The 19230-nt window shown below is 45.8% G+C and carries 20 protein-coding genes; 14 read left to right on the top strand and 6 right to left on the bottom strand.

Annotated elements, in window-relative coordinates:
* Positions 1-9 precede the first annotated feature (9 nt).
* The 3 genes from ACLWBD_RS05890 (at position 10) to ACLWBD_RS05880 (ending at position 3073) form a co-directional block, all read left to right on the top strand.
* Positions 10-714, top strand: a complete 705-nt coding sequence (locus ACLWBD_RS05890; RefSeq protein ID WP_063209367.1) for a pseudouridine synthase — start codon at positions 10-12, stop codon at positions 712-714.
* A gap of 95 nt (positions 715-809) precedes the next feature.
* Entirely contained in the window at positions 810-2129 is a 1320-nt protein-coding gene (locus tag ACLWBD_RS05885; protein WP_413569994.1) for a hypothetical protein, read from the top strand.
* A gap of 86 nt (positions 2130-2215) precedes the next feature.
* Positions 2216-3073, top strand: coding sequence for a hypothetical protein (locus ACLWBD_RS05880; protein ID WP_413569992.1), 858 nt, complete (start codon positions 2216-2218; stop codon positions 3071-3073).
* A 2-nt stretch (positions 3074-3075) separates the two neighbouring features.
* On the opposite strand, the gene ACLWBD_RS05875 is transcribed toward ACLWBD_RS05880, so the two are convergent.
* On the bottom strand, positions 3076-3402 hold the full coding sequence (locus ACLWBD_RS05875) for an ArsR/SmtB family transcription factor (protein ID WP_216635272.1): 327 nt from the start codon (positions 3400-3402) through the stop codon (positions 3076-3078).
* Between the two features lie 68 nt (positions 3403-3470).
* Here ACLWBD_RS05875 and ACLWBD_RS05870 point away from each other — a divergent pair, with 68 nt between their 5' ends.
* The 5 genes from ACLWBD_RS05870 to ACLWBD_RS05850 all read left to right on the top strand — a co-directional run bounded on the left by ACLWBD_RS05870 (position 3471) and on the right by ACLWBD_RS05850 (position 10071).
* The gene (locus ACLWBD_RS05870) at positions 3471-4682 is read left to right on the top strand and encodes an MFS transporter (protein ID WP_063209361.1); all 1212 of its coding nucleotides are present in this window, start codon (positions 3471-3473) and stop codon (positions 4680-4682) included.
* Positions 4683-4791: 109 nt separating this feature from the next.
* On the top strand, positions 4792-6486 hold the full coding sequence (locus ACLWBD_RS05865; RefSeq protein ID WP_413569988.1) for a HEAT repeat domain-containing protein: 1695 nt from the start codon (positions 4792-4794) through the stop codon (positions 6484-6486).
* A gap of 53 nt (positions 6487-6539) precedes the next feature.
* The gene (locus tag ACLWBD_RS05860; RefSeq protein WP_413569986.1) at positions 6540-8321 is read left to right on the top strand and encodes a hypothetical protein; all 1782 of its coding nucleotides are present in this window, start codon (positions 6540-6542) and stop codon (positions 8319-8321) included.
* 93 nt (positions 8322-8414) lie between these two features.
* Positions 8415-9203 (top strand): substrate-binding periplasmic protein, encoded by a 789-nt coding sequence (locus ACLWBD_RS05855; protein WP_413569983.1) that lies wholly within the window; start codon positions 8415-8417, stop codon positions 9201-9203.
* A gap of 43 nt (positions 9204-9246) precedes the next feature.
* On the top strand, positions 9247-10071 hold the full coding sequence (locus ACLWBD_RS05850; protein WP_413569982.1) for a TfoX/Sxy family DNA transformation protein: 825 nt from the start codon (positions 9247-9249) through the stop codon (positions 10069-10071).
* On the opposite strand, the gene ACLWBD_RS05845 is transcribed toward ACLWBD_RS05850, so the two are convergent.
* Positions 10072-10335 carry a hypothetical protein gene (locus tag ACLWBD_RS05845; protein ID WP_413569981.1) on the bottom strand — a complete coding sequence of 88 codons (264 nt, stop codon included), beginning with the start codon at positions 10333-10335 and terminating at the stop codon, positions 10072-10074.
* Between the two features lie 22 nt (positions 10336-10357).
* The gene (locus ACLWBD_RS05840) at positions 10358-10948 is read right to left on the bottom strand and encodes a TetR/AcrR family transcriptional regulator (RefSeq protein WP_413569979.1); all 591 of its coding nucleotides are present in this window, start codon (positions 10946-10948) and stop codon (positions 10358-10360) included.
* Positions 10949-11061: 113 nt separating this feature from the next.
* Here ACLWBD_RS05840 and ACLWBD_RS05835 point away from each other — a divergent pair, with 113 nt between their 5' ends.
* The 3 genes from ACLWBD_RS05835 to ACLWBD_RS05825 all read left to right on the top strand — a co-directional run bounded on the left by ACLWBD_RS05835 (position 11062) and on the right by ACLWBD_RS05825 (position 14402).
* Positions 11062-12162, top strand: a complete 1101-nt coding sequence (locus ACLWBD_RS05835; RefSeq protein WP_413569977.1) for an MBL fold metallo-hydrolase — start codon at positions 11062-11064, stop codon at positions 12160-12162.
* Between the two features lie 81 nt (positions 12163-12243).
* Positions 12244-13296: a P1 family peptidase gene (locus ACLWBD_RS05830; protein ID WP_413570720.1), complete on the top strand. Its 1053-nt coding sequence runs from the start codon at positions 12244-12246 to the stop codon at positions 13294-13296.
* Between the two features lie 8 nt (positions 13297-13304).
* Positions 13305-14402, top strand: a complete 1098-nt coding sequence (locus ACLWBD_RS05825) for a 2-methylaconitate cis-trans isomerase PrpF family protein (protein WP_413569974.1) — start codon at positions 13305-13307, stop codon at positions 14400-14402.
* On the opposite strand, the gene ACLWBD_RS05820 is transcribed toward ACLWBD_RS05825, so the two are convergent.
* Complete coding sequence (locus ACLWBD_RS05820) at positions 14399-15199, bottom strand: S1 family peptidase (RefSeq protein WP_413569972.1); 801 nt, start codon at positions 15197-15199, stop codon at positions 14399-14401. The two genes, ACLWBD_RS05825 and ACLWBD_RS05820, sit on opposite strands and share 4 nt — an antisense overlap.
* A 306-nt stretch (positions 15200-15505) precedes the next feature.
* Here ACLWBD_RS05820 and ACLWBD_RS05815 point away from each other — a divergent pair, with 306 nt between their 5' ends.
* Both ACLWBD_RS05815 and ACLWBD_RS05810 read left to right on the top strand, forming a co-directional pair.
* Positions 15506-15991 carry a VOC family protein gene (locus ACLWBD_RS05815; RefSeq protein ID WP_063209337.1) on the top strand — a complete coding sequence of 162 codons (486 nt, stop codon included), beginning with the start codon at positions 15506-15508 and terminating at the stop codon, positions 15989-15991.
* Positions 15992-15994: 3 nt separating this feature from the next.
* Complete coding sequence (locus tag ACLWBD_RS05810; RefSeq protein WP_063209335.1) at positions 15995-16363, top strand: hypothetical protein; 369 nt, start codon at positions 15995-15997, stop codon at positions 16361-16363.
* Between the two features lie 126 nt (positions 16364-16489).
* Here the strand turns inward: ACLWBD_RS05810 and ACLWBD_RS05805 are convergent, their stop codons facing one another.
* Positions 16490-16918: a nuclear transport factor 2 family protein gene (locus tag ACLWBD_RS05805; protein ID WP_081112259.1), complete on the bottom strand. Its 429-nt coding sequence runs from the start codon at positions 16916-16918 to the stop codon at positions 16490-16492.
* A gap of 216 nt (positions 16919-17134) precedes the next feature.
* Between ACLWBD_RS05805 and ACLWBD_RS05800 the strand changes: the two genes are divergently transcribed.
* A complete protein-coding gene (locus ACLWBD_RS05800) occupies positions 17135-18457 on the top strand; it encodes a BspA family leucine-rich repeat surface protein (RefSeq protein WP_413570718.1) in 1323 nt (440 codons plus the stop codon).
* A 33-nt stretch (positions 18458-18490) separates the two neighbouring features.
* Here ACLWBD_RS05800 and ACLWBD_RS05795 read toward each other — a convergent pair whose 3' ends face one another.
* Positions 18491-18916 (bottom strand): hypothetical protein, encoded by a 426-nt coding sequence (locus ACLWBD_RS05795; RefSeq protein WP_063209329.1) that lies wholly within the window; start codon positions 18914-18916, stop codon positions 18491-18493.
* Positions 18917-19230 lie beyond the last annotated feature (314 nt).

Genomic DNA, 19230 nt, shown 5'->3' with positions numbered 1-19230 from the left:
TCCCCGTCTATGAATCCGTTTAAAATTCTTTTTCAGGATGAACACTTCTTTGCGATTGATAAACCAGCGGGATACTTTGTCCATCCCCCTGAATTATCACCTTATCCCGTTCCTCGCGAAAAAATCTGTCTTTATCATCTTAGAAAACATTTTAACCAAGATGTCTTTCCCGTTCATCGTCTGGATGCTCCGACAAGTGGTGTTCTTTTATTCGCCATGAGCCGGGATTCGGCGCGCGAATTAAACCGGCTTTTTGCAGATCGCAAAATGCACAAGACCTATCAAGCGGTCGTCCGCGGTTTTGTCGAAGAAGAAGGGCGCATAGATCTGCCCTTAGAAATCGATGAAGGCCGCGTGCTTGCGGAATCAACGACACTTTACAAAAGACGGGGCACGGTGGAACTGCCCTTTCCGGTCGGCAAGAAATATCCTACGGCGCGCTATTCATGGGTGGAAGTCAACCCGGTGACCGGACGCTGGCATCAGATTCGCCGACACTTTGACAGAATCGCTCATCCTCTTTTGGGTGACATCGAGCACGGAGATTCCCATCACAACCGTTTCTTTCGCGATCACCTGGACATTCGTGGACTGTGCCTGAAGGCCACGTCGATTCGAATGCAAAATCCCTGGAGCCAAGAAGAGATCACCATTCGTACCGACACCTGTGAAAAATGGGACAAAATCGAAAAGCTGTTCGCACAACAGAGCTAAACAGTTTTATTTGCCATTTGCCAACATGACGAGAACCTAACTTCATTTTTGAACCAAGACTTGTTGAACTTGTCTGATCAAAAAGGGATTGGTTCATGAAAATCGAAAGAAGAAACTTTATTAAGCTGGGCCTTCTTCAGGCCGCCGCTCTGGGACTTACGCGAAAAGCAAATGCTTATCAAATTCCAAAAATTCTGCGCAGGTCAGGTCCCTCGATCTTGCAAGGTGCTACGGACGATACCAAGACACAGTTTTCGATAGTTCATAACAACACCGAGATCTTAGACATTTATGCCGTAGACTCTGGCGGACGTCGGCGCATTCCCGACTTTACCCGCACTGTCGCTTTTCGCGATCACACTAAAAAGATCACCAAAGTTTATTTTTCGTTCTTGGATGTCAACGAGACCTACGAGCTTCACCTGGTCAATGCCGTTACGCGAGAGCTTTTAGATCAAAGAGAATTTCAAACTCTGGACTTAAGCAAACCAGATTTAAGTTTCGCTTTATGTTCCTGTATGAATGATCGCGAGCATGCGCCAGAAATTTGGCAGAATATGGTTCAAAAAAAGCCCGATGTTTTGTTGTTCATCGGGGATTCTGTTTATGCAGATAGCGACTCTCCTCTGACAGGAGCTGACCCCGCGCATCTTTGGAATCGCTTCTGTGAAGCACGCCACACTTTAGAAATATACTACAGCCGCCGTCTGATCCCTATTTTTGCCACTTGGGATGATCATGATTTCGGACTGAACGACACCAACAGTGTCGATTTTAAATTCGTCAAAGAGTCCCAAGAAAATTTCCTCAATTTCTTTGCCCAAGATACCAGCCATTGCCATATTCTTGAGAAGGGTCCCGGCATCGCCAGTGCGCTAAAGTTTTCGAATCAGACGATTCTGCTCTTAGACGATCGCAGCTTCCGCCAACGCCGTGGAAGTAAAGACCGCTATGCGCATTGGGGAAAAGAACAGGAAACTTGGATTTTCGAAAAAATCCGGGAAAACCCAGGAACTACATGGCTGATGAATGGCAGTCAGTTCTTTCCAAATGTCCCATGGAAAGAATCTGTTTCCGGGGATCATCCCGACAACTTCAAAGGCTTTTTGCAAGAGTTGAAACTGATTCCGCGCAAAGTTATTTTTGCTTCCGGCGATGTTCACTACAGTGAGATTTCTAAAATTGAAAAAGAAGCTCTTGGCTATGAAACTTTCGAACTGACTTCAAGTTCTATTCACAGCAGGAATATTCCCGGCTCACCAGATATTATACCGAACAACCGGCGTATCGCGGGTAATGGACAACGAAACTATCTTTTGGTCAAAGCGGCGGCAAGCAACGGCGGCTGCACTATGGATGTGACAAGCTTCGGAGTAGCTGGCGACGCCCGCTTCCAAATGAGCTTACAGGTGTAAGGGCTTCTTCATAAGCCCTGATCGTCTAGAAGTTCGACAGAATACGCAAATGCACTTTCCAGATAGGATCGTGTTAATATTTGTTTATGATCAAAGAACTTTGGAGTTCGTTTCCACGTTTGCTTGAACAAAGAATCAATGCCCTGCTGGATGAAGCTGAACCAAATCCGATGAAGGCCTTTCAGCTTTACAAAACTTGCCAAAGAGAAAATCTTTGGACGGACACTTTTGAAAAGTTCTCGAAACAACTGGAAACCTTCTTTTCTTTGCCTAAAGCCGAAAGAAAAAAAAGTTCATTAGATGCACTTCTAGAGCGTCCCGTCGACGTTTTGGTATGGGAAGACTTCCACTTGAATTTCCGCACAGGTCTTGTCGACAGTCGTGCTGTTTCTAATATCGTAAGCTGGGCGCATCACCTGATGCGTGTCAGTTTAAAAAGCAATAGCAGCGTCATTTCGGCGGATGTTTTACAGCGCACCATGAATTACATCACGAACCCACCGCTTTATGAGAAAGCGAAAGACATCACGTTTGAAGATTTTTGTGCGGCCTGGAAGAAAGTCGTCTTTCAGCTATTTGGAAAAAAGCATGATGACGACCTCAATCACATCCTTAAAGAACTTCATTGGTTAAATACGCAGTTAAAACAAGCCGATGAAAACAAAGATGTGGGAACTCGCTTTCACCCGACGATTTATTTAACTCAAACAGAAATAGACTGGGTTACCGACGTACAAAAAAGTGTCGTTGCCAACGTAACACTGCCGAAGTTTCCTCTTTCGCGTGGACCGCAGAAACAACGTCTGGCCGATTTAGAAAGAGCCATTCAACTTTATCGTATTGTACAAAAAACAAAACTCCCCGAGCTTTTGGTGCATCGGGAAAATATTCGTGTGACGATATTAGATAGATGCGCTGGACTTCTCAAAGAGTGCGCTCGATAAATCTATCTAGTCGTAAGAATCACTTCAATTAAGCCGGGAAATCTTTTTTCCAGTTCGTCAAGGCGCAAAGACACAAGCTTTTTCGTCCCGTCTTGGCGACTGCGAGTCACACCCGCTTCACGCAAAATTTGCATATGATGAGAAAACGTCGCCTTTGTCACGGAGTAGTCAAAAGATCCACAAGCAATTTCACCTTCAGGATCCTTCAAGAGCTGCTTTACAACGGAGAGACGCACAGGATCCCCGAGTGCTTTTAGCACTTGTTCCAAACTGATATCTTTAAGTTTCGGATGATCGATAGTTTCCATTGTTAGATAAATATCTAACATTCTTCTTGCGCCAACGCAAGAACAGGTTTATTTATTGTTCGATAGGTATCTAACAAACGAAGGTTCTTATGTCTTCCTCTGCTTCCTCCTCTCATTCGCTTTCTAAATCTCTTATATTGCTTTTAGGCCTGGCGGTCGGTGTTGTCGCCGCCAACCTTTATTATGCGCAGCCTCTGGTGGGGCTTATCAGCAAGGCTCTCAATCTAGATCCTTCTTTGGCGGGCTTGGTTGTGACTCTGACTCAAGTGGGTTACGGACTGGGTGTCCTTATGATCGTTCCCCTGGCCGATATTCTTGAAAATCGAAAACTGATTTTGACGATGATCTTGCTAACGACCGTTAGCTTGCTGGGCTTGGCTTTCGCGACAAGTTTGATTCCCTATTTTCTTGCGGCTTTAGCCGTGGGATTAGGTGCTTCAACGGTGCAAGTGATCGTGCCTTATGCGGCTCACTTAGCGCCCGAAGCAACACGCGGTCGTGTCGTAGGAAGTCTGATGAGCGGATTGATGATTGGTATTATGCTGTCGCGTCCTATTTCGAGCCTTCTGACGGATTTATTTTCTTGGCACGCGGTTTTTTATTTTTCTGCCGCTTTGATGCTCTTACTAGGGTTAGCACTTTATAAACTTCTGCCCGAAAGACAACCTACCAATACGGGTATTCGCTATTCGAAGTTGATGGCATCCATGGGAAATCTGTTTGCAGAAACTCCCGTTTTAAGAAGACGCGCGATCTACCAAGCCTTCATGTTTGGCGCTTTTTCATTGTTCTGGACAACGACGCCTTTATTACTTGTTGAAGAGTTTCATCTTTCTCAAACAGCCATTGCTCTTTTTGCATTGGCCGGAGTCGCAGGTGCGGTGTCTGCCCCCCTTGCTGGACGTATGGCCGATAAAGGATTCAGTCGACAAGCTACGACCGTTGCTATGATTTCTGCGTCAGTGTCATTTCTGATAACACATATTTTTGCGCCAGGTTCGGGATGGGCGTTAGCTATTCTTGTGTTCGCAGCGATCTTATTGGATGCAGGCATCACGGCGAACTTGGTTTTGGGTCAGCGTGCGATTTTTTCTCTCTCGGCTGAGCTTCGGGGTCGCCTCAACGGTCTTTATGTTGCGACGATTTTTGTGGGTGGAGCCGTGGGCAGCTACGTCGGTGCGTGGGCTTATGCGCATGGAGGATGGATGCTCACTTCGTGGGTGGGTTTCTTATTCCCACTGCTCGCATTTATTTATTTCGGAACCGAGTGGTTGACGGGATTTCAAAAGGTCTCGCAATAACTCTGTCTTCTGTCTAGGTCCGGCCAAATATAATCTTTCACATAGCCGTCCTGTGTTAAGCTCGAGAGGATTTTAATCACTCGTCGCAAGACCTGGAGGCTATTCAAAAATGAAATTCAATGCCCTTCGCTATTTGATCTTGCCGTGGTTTGTACTTTTCTGTTCGATTATCGCGGCTTTGGTTTTAGATGGTACTGTCATTCGCTTTCTTCCCTTCGTTTATGAATATTACTTGGCACTTATTGGTGCGGGGGCCGCGATCTGTCTTTATTTTAATTTCCGGACTCTGACAAAAGCAGGAATCTGGATTGCGTATTCTTTGCCCACTTACTTAAGAACAAATCCTTGGTGGTGGTTTGCTCGCGCGGCAGTGGCCATTGCATTTGCTTACATTATTTATGGAATGGGAAAAGCAGATTGGGCTCCAGTCGTTTGGCAGGCGGCGGTGATTCCCGTTGTCTCTATGATCTGTCTTTTCTTTGCCATCCGCAGTCTGATGGGTCCTGTCCTTGTGTGGTGTTCACGCGTCGCTTTCAGCCGTATCTCAGCGTTTATCCTGAGCTGGCCCATTTTTCTTTTAGTTCCAATTGTGGCTTTGTTCTTGGGAAGAACGATTTCAACAGCCTATCGCGAAAGTCGGCCCGATTTTGCGTTTTCTCAAAGAACCCTGATTCCGTCAGAAGAATCAGATCAGGCAAGCTCTTCGGAAGAGGCAACATCAGCTCACGCGATTCAAGCGTCCTCCCCTATCGCTATCGAACTTAAAAATGCCGTCGAATCCGGTGAATCCTGCAATGACAAAAATAAACTCGTGCAAAGAACTTTAACTGCGCAAGGTGATGCCGACTCGGTTTACTGGGCCATCAAGGCCGTGGGGTGCACCGAGATGAAGTCTGTTGTCGGACTGCCAAAACTTGCCGACATTATGCTAAAACATCCCAACTCTGTCGTGCGTGCGGCGGCGATCAGCCAAATGATGAAGTTTGGTGCAGCGAATGTGAAACAGATCGGCTATCTTTTAGTGAAACGCATTACTGATAAAGAACCCCTTCCCGTCATTGAGGCTTCTTCTTTGGTGATGTTGAAGCTCGGTGAAGAAGAGCGTGCTTGGGTCAGCAAAAGACTGACAAATCTTTTAGACACGCCGAAGACCAGTGCACTGGCTTCAAAGATTTTAGTTTCTGAATTAAAAAAAGAAGACGTTGTTAATAATTTCGTCGCGACAAACTTGTCCGTAGAAAGTTCAGAAAAAGATCTCGCGATTAGCATGGTGTGCTCTTTGCCAGAAAAAGCGCGTCACTTCAATGAAGAACAAATCAATGTCATTGTTGCCTCGATCAAAACGGGTGACGCCGATGATCCTGCCGTAAAAGCATTGGAATGTCTTGGACCTGTTGGATTGACAGCGTTGCAAAAGGAGATCTTTGCCCCGCAACAAACAGATAAATCGTTAGCGGCGCGAGCCTTCGCTGAAGTTGAATGGAAAGACAGTAAAAGCGTTCTTGAAACAGCCAGTTCTTGTGTGCATGACAAAGAAAACGGTGTGCGCGAATGGTGCAGTCAAGCTTTAGGTCAATCTGGAGCCCCAGCGATTCCAAACATTTTGAAACTCCTAAAATCAGATGACGAAACAATGAAAGCTGTGGCAACACGCGCCCTCAGTTTTGTCGATGATCCTGCCGCAAAAGATAAGTTGATGGAAGAGCGTTCTAAAAATTCAGGTTGGATGGCCAACAAGAAAAATTTAGAATGGGCTCGTGCCATTGATCACGCCTTGGTTAATATGGAAGTATCTCAACACTAGACCTTACGCCTTTGCGAAGCTCCTCCTATCTTTGATTTTGGAGGAGGAGCTTTATGAAAGCCCTAAACGCCCTGATCGCCTGCATTCTTCTTCTTTCGACACCTTCGACTTTCGCAGAAAAAAAAGTAAATCTTCGTGGCATCTATGACGTCAAAATCTATAAAGGCCCTGATCGCCTTTACGAAGATCATGACGAACATGTCGCCACAGATCCAGGCCTCCCTGCGCCTCCCGATAAAAGCCTCCCGGATGACAAGGGACTTTGTACCGCCCCACGCGTCGCCAGTGATTGCTGCAACTATAAAATCTTGGATACGGTCGCCAATAAAGAAGTGACGTACAAAGGCCCCAAATCTGTTTTTTCAAACGAAACCACTGCCAGAAATTGGGCCGCAAAACTGCACCCACAGCTCCCCTTCTTTCTGCCTTTTGACGGCAATGAAGTTTCTTTGATCCAAGGCTGGTATTACGACAGCGGTGAAGCACATTCGGGAATTGATTCTTGGAGAGATTCTGTTCAAGCCGGGACGGATGTTTCTTTTGATGTCGTGGCTGTCGCTCCAGGGCGCGTTGTTACAAAAATTTGGGACAACTGGTTTGGCAACGTTGTCGTCATCGAACACGTGGCAAAAGACGGATCGAAATATCGCAGCATGTATATGCATTTAAGAAATGGATACACTCATGATATTAATGCCGCCAGTGCCATCATCTCTTTAGATCCCAATGCCACCGACAGTTTCGCAAAGTATGTGCGTTACACAAAAACTCACACCAGCAATCTTTATTGGGGTGAGGAATCTCACGCCATCGCGGTGAATGTCGGTGATTGGGTTAGCACTGGACAGTACATCGGCAAATCCGGCAACACCGGCGCCGGCGGCGTCGGTACGGGGCTGAATGACGACGGCACACCGATGGATTCTGTGCGCGCCAACAACCACCTGCACTTTATGTTGGCGGTGCCCAGTCCAAAAAATACCACTGAATGGGTTTTTCTGGATCCGTTCTCGGTCTATGCCCAGATGAACACAGGTTGTTATGCTCCGCTAAAAACAATCAACTTCCCTCGATTCTTCGCCCCCTACTTTCCTGATTTTCACAATGTCAGCTGGAGCCTTGTAGATTTTTACAAAGGCTATTACACGAACATGGGGTTGGGTTTACAAAGCCTGAGTGTTTACAACTCGGGGGGGTCCGTAAAAGCAGCCGGCACTTTTGATGATAAAGTGGGTTTTCCATGGGCCGCAGAAGGCTGGTTGAGTGCCAATGAGTTTAATAAAGCTGTTCACGCTTATGATCTTAAAGGTCTGCTACCTCGCGAACTGCAAGTTCAAGTGCACAATGGACAACCGCGATTTACTGCCTTGTGGAAAAAGAATGCAGACCGCCTTCCCTACTATGTGTTTACAAATATGAACGATGCCGACTTCCAAACGAAGTACAATTACCTGGTGACTAATCAAGGATTCCGAGTGGAAGATTACGTCTCGTATCCTGTCGGAGGCACTCGCCGTCACGCGGCGGTTTTCGTACAAGATGGTTTGGAATTTCAGATGACCTATGGACTGGATCATCAGCAGTATTTAACAAAATCCAGCGAACTTCTTTTACAAGGTTGGAAAAGCACATCACTCACAGCCGCCACCTTTTCTAAGGGAGATCGCTTCGGAGGCGTTTGGATGAAAATGCCTGGAGAATGGATCGCCGTCGTGGATATGACAAGCGATGTCTATCAAAGCAAGTACGACGAGATGAGCAATCAGGGATATCGCTTGTGGAAAGTACAGTCTTACGGAGCGGGAGGCAAATTCGGCGCGATTTGGACAAAATAATTCATCGCGCCTGTTCCAAGTGATTTCGCCAGAAATTTTAAAATTACAGAGTCTTAAGAAGACTCTGTCGCACTCTTGTTAGAAAACAAGGGCATGCGTACTTTGATTTTTCTTTTGTTCTTAGCGATTCTTTCCTCCACCTGTAAGGCCGCTATTCCAAAAATTATGGTGGAGGACGCATGGCCTCCGTTTGCGTTCAAAAAACAGGGAAAGCCTGCGGGCCTTTCAGTAGATCTGGTGCAAGAAGCCTTTCGTTTGGTGGATGAAAGACCGCAACTGGTGCAAGTTCCTTATCCAAGATGCCTGGCTTTAACGGCGGCCGGGAAATTCCCCGCTTGTTTTAATTCCGCTCACAGTTCCGAGATGAATAAAGATTTTCTTTTTCCTAAAGAGTCTTTATTTAAAAGCCGCGGTCTCATCGTCACAAATTTATCACCCCTCGCTCGCGAGAAGATTGGTAAAGTCACCGATCTGGAAGGTCGAAGCGTGGCCCTGCCTACGGGTTTTCCGTTCGGTCCGCAATTTGATGAAAATAAAAAGATAAAAAAAATTTTTACGGCATCAGACTATAACAGCTTGCGCATGCTTAAAGCCAACCGTGTTTCCTTTATCGCTATCGACGAATTCGTGTACTACTATCTGCTGAAAGAAAATCCAGAGTTTCGCAATTTTTCGATCCTTTTACTTCTAACCGAAGAAGAAATTTTCGTCCACTTTTCCAAGAATGACGAAGGCCGTCTTCTATTAAAAAAATTTGAAGTGGGCCTTGCTAAACTAAAAAAATCCCCGCGCTATCAAGAAATATTAGAGTCCTGGATCGGCCCAATGAAAAAAGAGCAGGAACAAATCTTAACGAGCTTACCGGAAGCACCTCCACTTTAAAAACCCCTTTGACCCTTTGGCGATTTTATTTGAAAATTGCTTTATGGCAAAGGAACCGCAAGAACTGAAATGGATAGAGAGCTTACTTCCTGAAGGCGATTATCGCAGAAAAGCGATGTTCGGCGGTTTTATTTACTATATCGAGGACAAAGCCGTTCTTCTTATTTTTGAAAGCGAAGGCGGCAGTCGCACTTACAAAGGAAAAAAGTACGACTTCGATCTATGGAATGGCTGCATGTTCCCGGTGGATAAAGAGTTTCAAGAACAGGCTCTGCAACGCTGTCCATTTTTAATTCCCCATCCAATTTTACCAAAGTGGCTTTATCTTCCGGTGCACACCGAGCATTTTGATGAACTTGCAACCGAAGTGCTTAAACAAGTATTACGTCCGCATAGTTTTTGGGGAAGCATTCCCAAATCAAAATTAAAAACCAAGAAAGACCCTTTTCGCGGAATTCCCGACAAGATGGACACCACCCGTCCACGTATGTTTACAGACGAACCTGCAGAGGAAGTCCTGAAACGCGCGAAGAAAATTTCCGACCTAAAAAACCTAGGTGCGGAAAGCGAAAAACATTTTCTGAAGGCGGGAATAAAAACCCCGCAACAGTTCATTAAACTAGGTTGGAAGAAAACCCTTCTAAAATTGATCGCAATGAATCCGAAACATCGCCACAGCATTTATGCCTACGCGCTTATCGGAGCACTCACGAATACAGAATTCAATCTGATCTCTCAGGCTGAAAAAGACGAGGCACGCAGCTTTGTGCAAGGTCTAGCGAAAAAAGAAAAGGAACTAAAGAAGAAAGCCTTGGCTAAGAACGCTTCCAAGAAAGTCACAAAAAAGAAGACCGCGAAAAAGAAGTAGTTATTCCGAAGAAATCCGTCGAATCGCGTTTTGTGGAATCTTGGTGCCATCGGACATCACCATGTATTCAATCTTATTTTCGGTAACAAAGTCTGCGATCTTTCCGCGGCAGGTTTTCACCTCTTCATGCGGCCCACCGTACGTCACCGTCACCTCATAAGATCTAACTGAGATTGTTTCCAATTCATCAGTGAAATCGCAAGTGATCTTTCCCTCAGGCGGTTTTAGGTCAATATGAATTTTTTGGTCCGATTTCCATTTCATAGCATTTTACCTAACTAGATAATTAACAAAACATCTTAAAGAAGAACTCAACTGTCATCTTTTTAATGTTCTTAACGTCGTTAGCCGACACTTTCTTCATTCCAAAAAGCACTGGATAGAAAAGCTGACCTTTGATGAAAGCATGCATCTGCTCTGCAATAACCTCATTCGAAATCTTCGCTTTGATTTTTCCATCCTTTTTAGCCGATTCAATCCATTTTAAGAATTTCGTTTCCGACTCATTGAACTTCGCCAGATGTTTTGCGCTCAGCTTTTTACCCTTCATAACTTCACTTAAAACGATGCGAGCCGTTGTTAAATACTCTTCTGAAGTCAGAAGCTCGGCTTTTTTTTCCACGAGGTCTTTTATTTGTGATTCAAGACTTTCATTTTTTGAATAGACTATGGCAGGGCCTCCGCAAGCGACCTCCACCAGCTCTAAGACCATGTCATCAAAAACCGCCTCTTTGGTCGGATAATACTTATAAAGAGTTCGTTTTGAGACCTGAGCGCCCTTGGCAATGTCTTCCATAGAAGCGGCATCCAATCCCCACTTCATAAATTCGGCAACGGCGGCGTCCTTGATTTTCTTTGAGATTTCTTCTTTTGACATATCCCTGATTTTACATGGGTTTTTATGAAAGTAAACGCTTTCGTTTACTTTTCTATTGAAAACTGTCCGCATTCACCCTAAAGTAAACACAACCGTTTACTTTGTGAGGTTTTATGAAAACGGCGTCTGTTCTTCTCACTTTGTTTATTGCCTTTGTAGGAGGCTTTTATATGGTAGGCTGCGCTGCATTTGGAACCCGTCCTGGAAAAGAATTTCAAGAAAAATTCGCTCAATCGCCGAATTACGATAAGAATGAAAAGGTCTTCGTCAACCGTCAGCAAGAAGCCATTAAAGAAATGCGCAAGCGCGCGATGTCTTTTTCGACTTTCAAAGAATGGTTTAGCAAGGGGGAAAATCGCACTCCGACCCAGCCCCTTCCCGAAGTGAAACCAGACTTGGCGGAATTCTTAAAACCTTCGGACCATTTAAAAACAATCTGGTTCGGTCACTCCACATTTCTATTGAATATGGATGGCAAAATTATTTTAGTGGATCCTGTTTTTTCAGGAAGTGCCGCGCCTTTTTCATTCATGGTAAAACGATTCCAAAAAACTGTTTTAGATCTGAGTGATTTGCCAGAGATTGATTACATCGTGATCTCGCATGACCACTATGATCATCTCGACATGACTTCCATTCAGTTCTTCAAAGATAAAAAGGCGCGTTTCTTAACTCCCCTGGGGGTCAGCTCTCACCTTGTCGGTTGGGGTATTGAATCTTCGCGCATCACGGAATTGGATTGGTGGCAAAAACACAGCGTGGATGGAATTGAATTTATCGCCACACCCGCTCAACACTTTTCAGGGCGCACCGGCCTTAAGGATAATGAAACTCTTTGGGCTTCGTGGGTGTTAAGAAGTGATAAGCACAATGTTTATTTTAGCGGGGACTCTGGATACGACGTCCACTTTAAAGAAATCGGTGAAAAATATGGTCCCTTCGACATCGCTTTCCTAGAATGTGGTCAATACAATGAAAAGTGGAAGGAAGTGCACATGCTTCCTGACGAATCCATGCAGGCTTACGTAGATCTGAAAGCGAAACGCTTTTTCCCCGTTCACTGGGGCATGTTTGTCCTGGCATTTCATGCCTGGAATGATCCCATTTTGAAGTTGCAAGAAGCTTCAGTATCTAGAGGGATCAACTTAGTCACACCTCGTCTTGGACAAATCGTCGCCGTGAATGACGATTATAAAAATGAAGCATGGTGGTAGTTACGCGTTCCAAACTAATTTTAGATTGATCCCTGCGCTGGATAGACATTAGCATCAAGCTCTCAACCAAGGAGTATGATGATGAAATACAACTTCCGTCCCGGCGCTCGCAATCGCATTACAGATGTTGACTCTATTCGCGTCGGCCAAGCTGAAGATAAAAAAGCTTGGAGTGGTGTTTCCGTGATCCTCTTTGATAATCCCGCAGTGGCCGCGGTTGACGTGCGCGGTGGTGCTCCGGGTACGCGTGACACCGACGCCTTAAATCCAAGCTGTCTCGTGGATCGTGTGGATGCTATCGTCTTAAGCGGTGGCTCTGTTTTCGGTTTGGGTGCTTCCTCTGCAGTTACAGATACATTGGCTTCCCGCGGAATTGGATTTCCCATCGGAACAGCTCGCGCTCCGATTGTTCCAAGTGCGGTGCTTTTTGACTTACTCAATGGCGGCGATAAAGGCTGGGGAGAAAAATCCCCTTATTGGAACCTGGGACGTGCCGCTCTTGATGCTGCGTCTTTAGATTTTAAATTGGGTTGCGCGGGAGCCGGTTACGGCGCCAAAGCAGGACCTTTCAAAGGCGGACTAGGAAGTGCCTCTTCCGTTTCTGGTGACGGTTTACAAATCGGCGCTATCGTCGCCGTCAACTGCGTGGGTACGGCGGTGATGCCGGGCCAGTCTTCTTTCTGGGCGTGGCCTTTTGAACAAGCGAATGAAATGGGCGGCCAACCGATTCCAACATCTGCCATCGATTTTAATTCAGCCGCAGAAGCGTGGACAGGTTCGCCGTTAGACAGTCTGACAAATCAAGCCGGAGAAAATACAACTATCGGAGTCGTCGCCACCAATGCTCGCCTGACAAAAGCCGAAGCGCAACGTGTAGCGATCATGGCTCAAGATGGATATGCCCGCTCGATCCGTCCGGTGCACACGCCATTTGATGGTGACACTGTTTTTGCGGCATCAACGGGAACCTGGGGCGCCGACATTCAAGAACGCGCAGACCTCGTGAATCGCATCGGCCTTGTCGCTGCGGATTGTTTAGCTCGCGCCGTCGCTCGCGGAGTTTACGAAGCAACTGCCTTAGGCGCCCTACCGGCTTATCGCGATGTTCACGGCAAAAACCTGCGAGTAAAGTAAAGGCTTCTATGTCTCTTCTTTCTTTTCCCTGCACTTATATGAGGGGCGGCACCAGCCGCGCCTTGATCTTTAATGAAGACGACTTACCGAAAGATCGCGCCCAGTGGGACGAGATTTTTTTAAGCGCTCTAGGAAGTCCCGATACTTACGGCAGACAGCTTAACGGCATGGGTGGGGGCATTTCATCACTCTCAAAAGTGGCTATCCTGAAACCCTCCTCGCGTGATGATGCCGATGTCGACTATACTTTCGCGCAAGTTTCAGTGACGGAAAAGAAAGTCGACTACAAAGGCAATTGCGGCAATATCAGTTCAGCCGTTGGGCCCTATGCTGTTTTTAAGAAATGGGTTTTGCCATCGAGCTCTGAAGCTCACGTGAGGATTTATAATACGAACACTCAAAAAGTGACTCATGCCTACTTCCCTGTTAAAAATGGCGAAGTGGTTTTCACGGGAGATCTTGAGATTCCTGGAGTCAGCGGAACCGGCGCGCCGATTCGTCTTGAGTTTCAGGATCCAGGCGGAGCGACAACAGGAAAACTTCTTCCGACTCACAAGACACGGGACATTTTGAAATTATCCAATGGAAAATCATTGGAGGTTTCAATGATTGATGCGGCGAATGCCTGTGTGTTTTTAAAAGCCTCAGACCTTGGGCTTCGTGGTGATGAGTCCACAGCGGAACTTGATCAACCAGAGCTTCTTAAATCCTTTGAAAGCATTCGCTTAGAGGCCTCCGTGGCGATGGGCATTGCTGCAAGTATTGACGAAGCAAAAAAATCTATCGCCATTCCCTATTTAGGTTTGGTGGCTCCTCGCTACTCACCCGACATGGATTTTTCTTTGCGCGTGATTGCCAGCGGACAACCTCACAAGGCCTTGCCCTTAACGGTGTCGTTGTGTGCGGCCGTCACGGCAAAACTTCCAGGAAGCCTGATTCATGAAACACTAGAAAATAAAAACCTCGATGAAGTCCGCATCGGCATGCCTTCAGGTGTATTAACTTTGAATGCAAAGGTGGAAGAACGAAACTCGCAGTACGTGGCTTTGAGTGGAAGCTTTTATCGTACCGCAAGAATTCTTTTTGAAGGACGTGTTTTCGTTTAGTTAATAGATCCGAAATCTCGAAGGACTTTTTCAATCCACGGAAGATGGAAATCGATACGAGTGTAGATCACCGTGCCGTCGCAAACATGACGTCTTTCCTTCGTCGTACGAACTTTGCTAGTAACGCCAAAAACTTTCAGTTCGCCGTTTTCATTTGTATAGGCAGGACCGCCTGAGTCACCGTGGCAACTACCGGTATCATCGGACTGGTCGAACTGGATTTCATCTTGCCTGTAGAAAGGCTTTAAGATTTTAAGCTGAGTTTTGCGAAGTGTCCCTTCGCCCATTTTCATTTTTGGAAGACTGCGACCATATCCGGCAACGATGATTTTCTTACCCGCAGTCAGAACAGAAAAATCACTTAAAATACGGATCGGTCTATAGCCTGAAGGCAGGCTGCCTGCGAATTTGATAAGGGCGATGTCACGTTCTGGACCGAAGATGATTGTGTTCGTGTAGTGAGGCTCACGAAGAGCTTCGACCACCTTACGCGAAACCCCTTTAGAAATTTTTGTCCCGAACCTGATTTCCATATCCGACTTGGAACCCACCAAACAATGACCGGCAGTCAGCACGACATTTTTTGCAATCAAAGTCCCCGTGCAAATGGCTTTTTTCTGTGTGTTATAAATGCCCACGGTCGATTGAGCCATGCGCTCGTCACTATCGACTTTCTCCCCTCCAAATATCCCTGTATTCACATCTGAAATGACAACGCTGCCATCATCCGCTGAAGGTGCACAGGCTACGAAAAGCCCCATAGTTAACAGTACTAAGAGTTTTGCCAAAGTCTTCAAAGGAACCGCCTTTACATCCTTTTAAAGGCGGTTCCTTATTTTCAACAGTGAAAATTATGTCACGAGTAAAAAAGAACCTAATGTCTAAATAATAGCCCTAATGGAAACGCCTGGAACAATGTTGGCCGCGAATTACAACAAGAATCCAAAGATCTTTAGAGCGTCTAGGTCTCTGCATTTAAGCAAGATGAGTTTAAAACTTTATCTTTTTAAGACACCTAAGGTTTGGATAAAGAATTCCTTGTTGACAAAGTTTACATACTAAATAGTATGTAGTGAAAGATCGCCTTTAAGATTGGAGGATTTATGAAGCCCTTTGGTATTTGTCTTTGGTTTGATTCCGAAGCAGAAGATGCTGCAAAGTTTTACACTTCTATTTTTAAAGATGGCCGCATCGGCACCATTGCCCGCTTCGGCAAGGAAGGCTTTGAGCATCATGGAAAACCAGAAGGTTCCGTCATGACCGTAGACTTCACCGCCAACGGGCAGAAATTTGTCGCCGTCAATGGCGGCCCTATTTTCAAATTCAACGAATCTATTTCCTTGATGGTTTATTGCGACACACAGGCGCAGATTGATGAATACTGGGAAAAACTAATGGCTGGTGGTGGAAAACCTCAACAATGTGGATGGTTGAAAGATAAATTCGGTCTTTCGTGGCAGGTTGTTCCTACGATCATGGACGACATGCAAAAGGACGGAACACCAGAGCAAGTCAAACGCGTGATGGCCGAAATGTACAAAATGGTGAAGTTCGATATCGAAACTTTAAAGCGTGCTTATAAGGGATAATCCATGAAAACATTTTTAGCCGTCTATTTAGGAACTGAAGAATCCACTCATCAAAAGTGGAAGTCGTTAAATGAAAAAGAAAGACACGATCGCGAAAAACAAGGTGTCGAAGCCTGGATGAACTGGGGCAAGAAACATCAGCTCGCGATTAAAGATAACGGAACTCCTCTGGGAAAAACAAAACGCGTGGATGCCAACGGCATTTCTGACACTCGCAATAATCTTACGGGGTATGTGATCGTAGAGGCGCCTAACGCTGAAGAAGCCGCGAAGATGTTCTTAAATCATCCGCATTTCACGATCTTTCCCGGAGATAGCGTTGAAATCGTCGAGTGCTTGAATTTAGAAGAAGTGATGAAAAAGAAAACGTAATATAAATTCACTGCCACGGTGGCTGTGAATTTAAGGTTTAGGGCTGTTCAATCTATTTTCGTCCGTAAGGAACGGCTCTGAAACCCATGCGGCTTTATCCTTGTCGTCTATATATAGCCCATGGAGCTATTTCGAAGAGTCCCTGACCCCAGCCCACTCTAAGGCCTGTTCGTTTTTTAAGTACGAACGCATCTGGATGATCTTTTCACCGCGGAAAGCAAAAACATCAGCGACATGTCCGTCGATCCATTCTGTTTTATTTTTCAACCTTACGTGAACATGCACAAATACAACGACCTTATCGCCGGCGACAAGAAAGCGCTCGGGATGACAGCTCCCTTCGGCCCACGTCGCACGGCCTGAGGTAATATGCGCTTTCATTTCGTCAAGTCCACGGTAAGTTCCACCCGTCGGTAAGTCTTCAAATTCAACGCGCTCAATGTTTGGATCAAAAAGCTTCATAGCTGCAGATATGTCATTGTTATTGAGTGCCTCATAGAAGGCTTTAACAGTTTCAACCTCGGGCGTCCGCATTGAATTTGGATGTGTCGACATGGCAACCTCGCTAATTCCTTAATGATGGTCGAAAAGGCTCTTAGGATCATCAGAAAAAAGTGCATCAACGCAACAGCTGATGAAGGACCGGGGGTCTCAGTATGAGGCGGTAATGCAAGGGTACATCGCATGCTGGCTTGGTAATTCAAGGGAAAGTCTTAGCTATCCGAAGTATATCTCATGAATGTTCGGGGACGTAACTTAACAAGGTTCGTGATGGTCTTGTTTTGCTTTTTGGGGCTGACAGGATGTATCGGGAACATAACGGCCAATAGCTGGAAAACAGATTTATCTTCTGTCACTCCACCGCCCCTGCCTGCACCTTCCATCGTCATTACCGGACCCGCTATTTCTTCTGGCAGCAGCGCGACCTCTTTCGTGTACACGGTGACCTACACCGATGCGACGACGATCAATCTTACCAATGCAGATATTATTTTAGGCGGAACTGACTTCGCAGGCTGCAATGCTGTTGTGACAAATGGGACTACGGCGACCGCCACCGTCACTGTGTCTGGTTGTACGGGGGACGGCACCGCGAATATTTCAATAGCCGCAAACACCGCTCAAGATGCTGACGGCAACCAAGCGCCGGCTTACGGCCCCTCTTCCAACGCCAACGTTAAAAACTCTTTCATCGTTATCTTTAATACCAATAATACCGAGGGTGGATCATCAGCAAACACGGTTGCCACTTTCCCTTTGGTCGATTGGATCGGCTACGATTTCGAAATTTCTTGGGGTGATACTTCAACTCAAACGGTGAATAGCCCTGCCAGCACAGGCCGCGTGATCACGCACACGTACAGTGCCCCAGGTACTTACGAAGTGAAAATGAAAGGCAGCAATCTTCCGTGGCTGCAATTCTGTAGCGGCAATGACAAACTAAAAATCGTCGACGTCAAGCAATGGGGGCCTAATGCCTGGTGGAAGATGGAGTTCATGTTCGCAAACTGTAAGAATGTGCAGATTTCCGCAACAGATGCTCCCGTCTTAACGTCGCTCGCAAGTGGCCTCCGCGGACTTTTCCAAGGTGCTACGAATTTCAATAGTGACATCAATCATTGGACAACGACAGCCGTTACCAACATGAGTGATATGTTTGCCGGAGCAACGGCCTTTAACAAACCTCTTGGCAATTGGGATGTTTCTAACGTCACAGATATGAGTGCGATGTTCGGCAGCGCCGTGGCGTTCAACCAGAATATCAGCTCATGGAACACATCCAACGTCACCGACATGGCATTTATGTTTTTCGAAGCAAGTTCCTTCAACAGCCCGCTTGCAAAATCAGGCAGCTCTTGGGACACGTCGAAAGTCATTTCAATGGCAGGAATGTTCGAAGACGCCGATGCCTTTAACCAAGACATCGGCAACTGGGTTTTCACCGGAAGTATGACGAACATGGATCAAATGTTCTTAAATGCGGATTCATTCAATCAGGATCTAAGCGCCTGGGCTCTTCCCGCGGGTGTCAGTCACAACTTGTTTGATATGGGCGCTGCTAGTTGGGTTTTAGGGAAGCCGACGTTCCCTTAATATTAGCGATTCGATTTACAACAGACCTCGAACTTAGTTGCAGTCCCCTACTACTTGTCCAACACCGTGAATACTGACTTTGCCAGAATTATTGTGCATCACAACTCGAAGCACTTCGTAAGAAACCATTTCACCTTTAAAAACTTTGGCACCGTTTTCACATTGACCCTCCCAGTAAATATTCAACTGTTCTGGCTCAATATTTTTATAGCCGCTTGAATAGTCGATACCAGGATGAGTGAAGACCAAACGGAACGTAGGAAACGCACTAATTCCGTCACGACCATATCCAGTGCTAGAAAATGTTTCGTAAGGCTGGATGGTTATTCTTTTCCCAGGCTCGTTGTCCAAAGATAAGGTAGTAGACGCGATGAAATCTTTAGTGAAAGACATCGTTCCTGCAAAAGCCGAAGAAGATGTCGCCATGATGATCACAAAAGTTGAAATTAGATTTTTCATGTTGCTCCTATAAAAGATCGCCTTGGTATCGCAATGACTCCAAGAAATCAGATGTATTTTATATAAGCCAATTCCATACCATCGAAAACTGCTCACGGTCTAAGCAAAATTGGCAAAAGGAAACCATTTCATTTGGAGGGAATCGCACAGGTGTACGAGGGAAAGTACGAAATCAAAAACTAAAATTGCAGAGACATCTGTCGTATCAAAACCAAACATATCTGTATGATGTCCCAAGTAATTACATTCCTCGTTTCATATCAGAAAAAATCTGTCTTAAAGTCAAAATGCTATAAATAAAGTTTATTTATACC

This window comes from Bdellovibrio sp. HCB117 (genome assembly GCF_047305915.1).
Lineage (GTDB): Bacteria > Bdellovibrionota > Bdellovibrionia > Bdellovibrionales > Bdellovibrionaceae > Bdellovibrio > Bdellovibrio bacteriovorus_B.
Note: the sequence above shows the minus strand (reverse complement) of the source record. Positions and strands in the feature narration are given on the sequence as shown.

Excerpts from the sequence above, each read along its gene's own strand:
- ACLWBD_RS05815 (WP_063209337.1), top strand. The coding sequence starts at position 15,506 with ATGAAGCCCTTTGGTATTTGTCTTTGGTTTGATTCCGAAGCAGAAGAT.
- ACLWBD_RS05830 (WP_413570720.1), top strand. The coding sequence starts at position 12,244 with ATGAAATACAACTTCCGTCCCGGCGCTCGCAATCGCATTACAGATGTT.
- ACLWBD_RS05845 (WP_413569981.1), bottom strand. The coding sequence starts at position 10,335 with ATGAAATGGAAATCGGACCAAAAAATTCATATTGACCTAAAACCGCCT.
- ACLWBD_RS05865 (WP_413569988.1), top strand. The coding sequence starts at position 4,792 with ATGAAATTCAATGCCCTTCGCTATTTGATCTTGCCGTGGTTTGTACTT.
- ACLWBD_RS05810 (WP_063209335.1), top strand. The coding sequence starts at position 15,995 with ATGAAAACATTTTTAGCCGTCTATTTAGGAACTGAAGAATCCACTCAT.
- ACLWBD_RS05885 (WP_413569994.1), top strand. The coding sequence starts at position 810 with ATGAAAATCGAAAGAAGAAACTTTATTAAGCTGGGCCTTCTTCAGGCC.
- ACLWBD_RS05800 (WP_413570718.1), top strand. The coding sequence starts at position 17,135 with ATGGTCTTGTTTTGCTTTTTGGGGCTGACAGGATGTATCGGGAACATA.
- ACLWBD_RS05890 (WP_063209367.1), top strand. The coding sequence starts at position 10 with ATGAATCCGTTTAAAATTCTTTTTCAGGATGAACACTTCTTTGCGATT.
- ACLWBD_RS05870 (WP_063209361.1), top strand. The coding sequence starts at position 3,471 with ATGTCTTCCTCTGCTTCCTCCTCTCATTCGCTTTCTAAATCTCTTATA.
- ACLWBD_RS05835 (WP_413569977.1), top strand. The coding sequence starts at position 11,062 with ATGAAAACGGCGTCTGTTCTTCTCACTTTGTTTATTGCCTTTGTAGGA.
- ACLWBD_RS05825 (WP_413569974.1), top strand. The coding sequence starts at position 13,305 with ATGTCTCTTCTTTCTTTTCCCTGCACTTATATGAGGGGCGGCACCAGC.
- ACLWBD_RS05850 (WP_413569982.1), top strand. The coding sequence starts at position 9,247 with ATGGCAAAGGAACCGCAAGAACTGAAATGGATAGAGAGCTTACTTCCT.
- ACLWBD_RS05840 (WP_413569979.1), bottom strand. The coding sequence starts at position 10,948 with ATGTCAAAAGAAGAAATCTCAAAGAAAATCAAGGACGCCGCCGTTGCC.
- ACLWBD_RS05880 (WP_413569992.1), top strand. The coding sequence starts at position 2,216 with ATGATCAAAGAACTTTGGAGTTCGTTTCCACGTTTGCTTGAACAAAGA.
- ACLWBD_RS05875 (WP_216635272.1), bottom strand. The coding sequence starts at position 3,402 with ATGTTAGATATTTATCTAACAATGGAAACTATCGATCATCCGAAACTT.
- ACLWBD_RS05860 (WP_413569986.1), top strand. The coding sequence starts at position 6,540 with ATGAAAGCCCTAAACGCCCTGATCGCCTGCATTCTTCTTCTTTCGACA.
- ACLWBD_RS05805 (WP_081112259.1), bottom strand. The coding sequence starts at position 16,918 with ATGTCGACACATCCAAATTCAATGCGGACGCCCGAGGTTGAAACTGTT.
- ACLWBD_RS05795 (WP_063209329.1), bottom strand. The coding sequence starts at position 18,916 with ATGAAAAATCTAATTTCAACTTTTGTGATCATCATGGCGACATCTTCT.
- ACLWBD_RS05855 (WP_413569983.1), top strand. The coding sequence starts at position 8,415 with ATGCGTACTTTGATTTTTCTTTTGTTCTTAGCGATTCTTTCCTCCACC.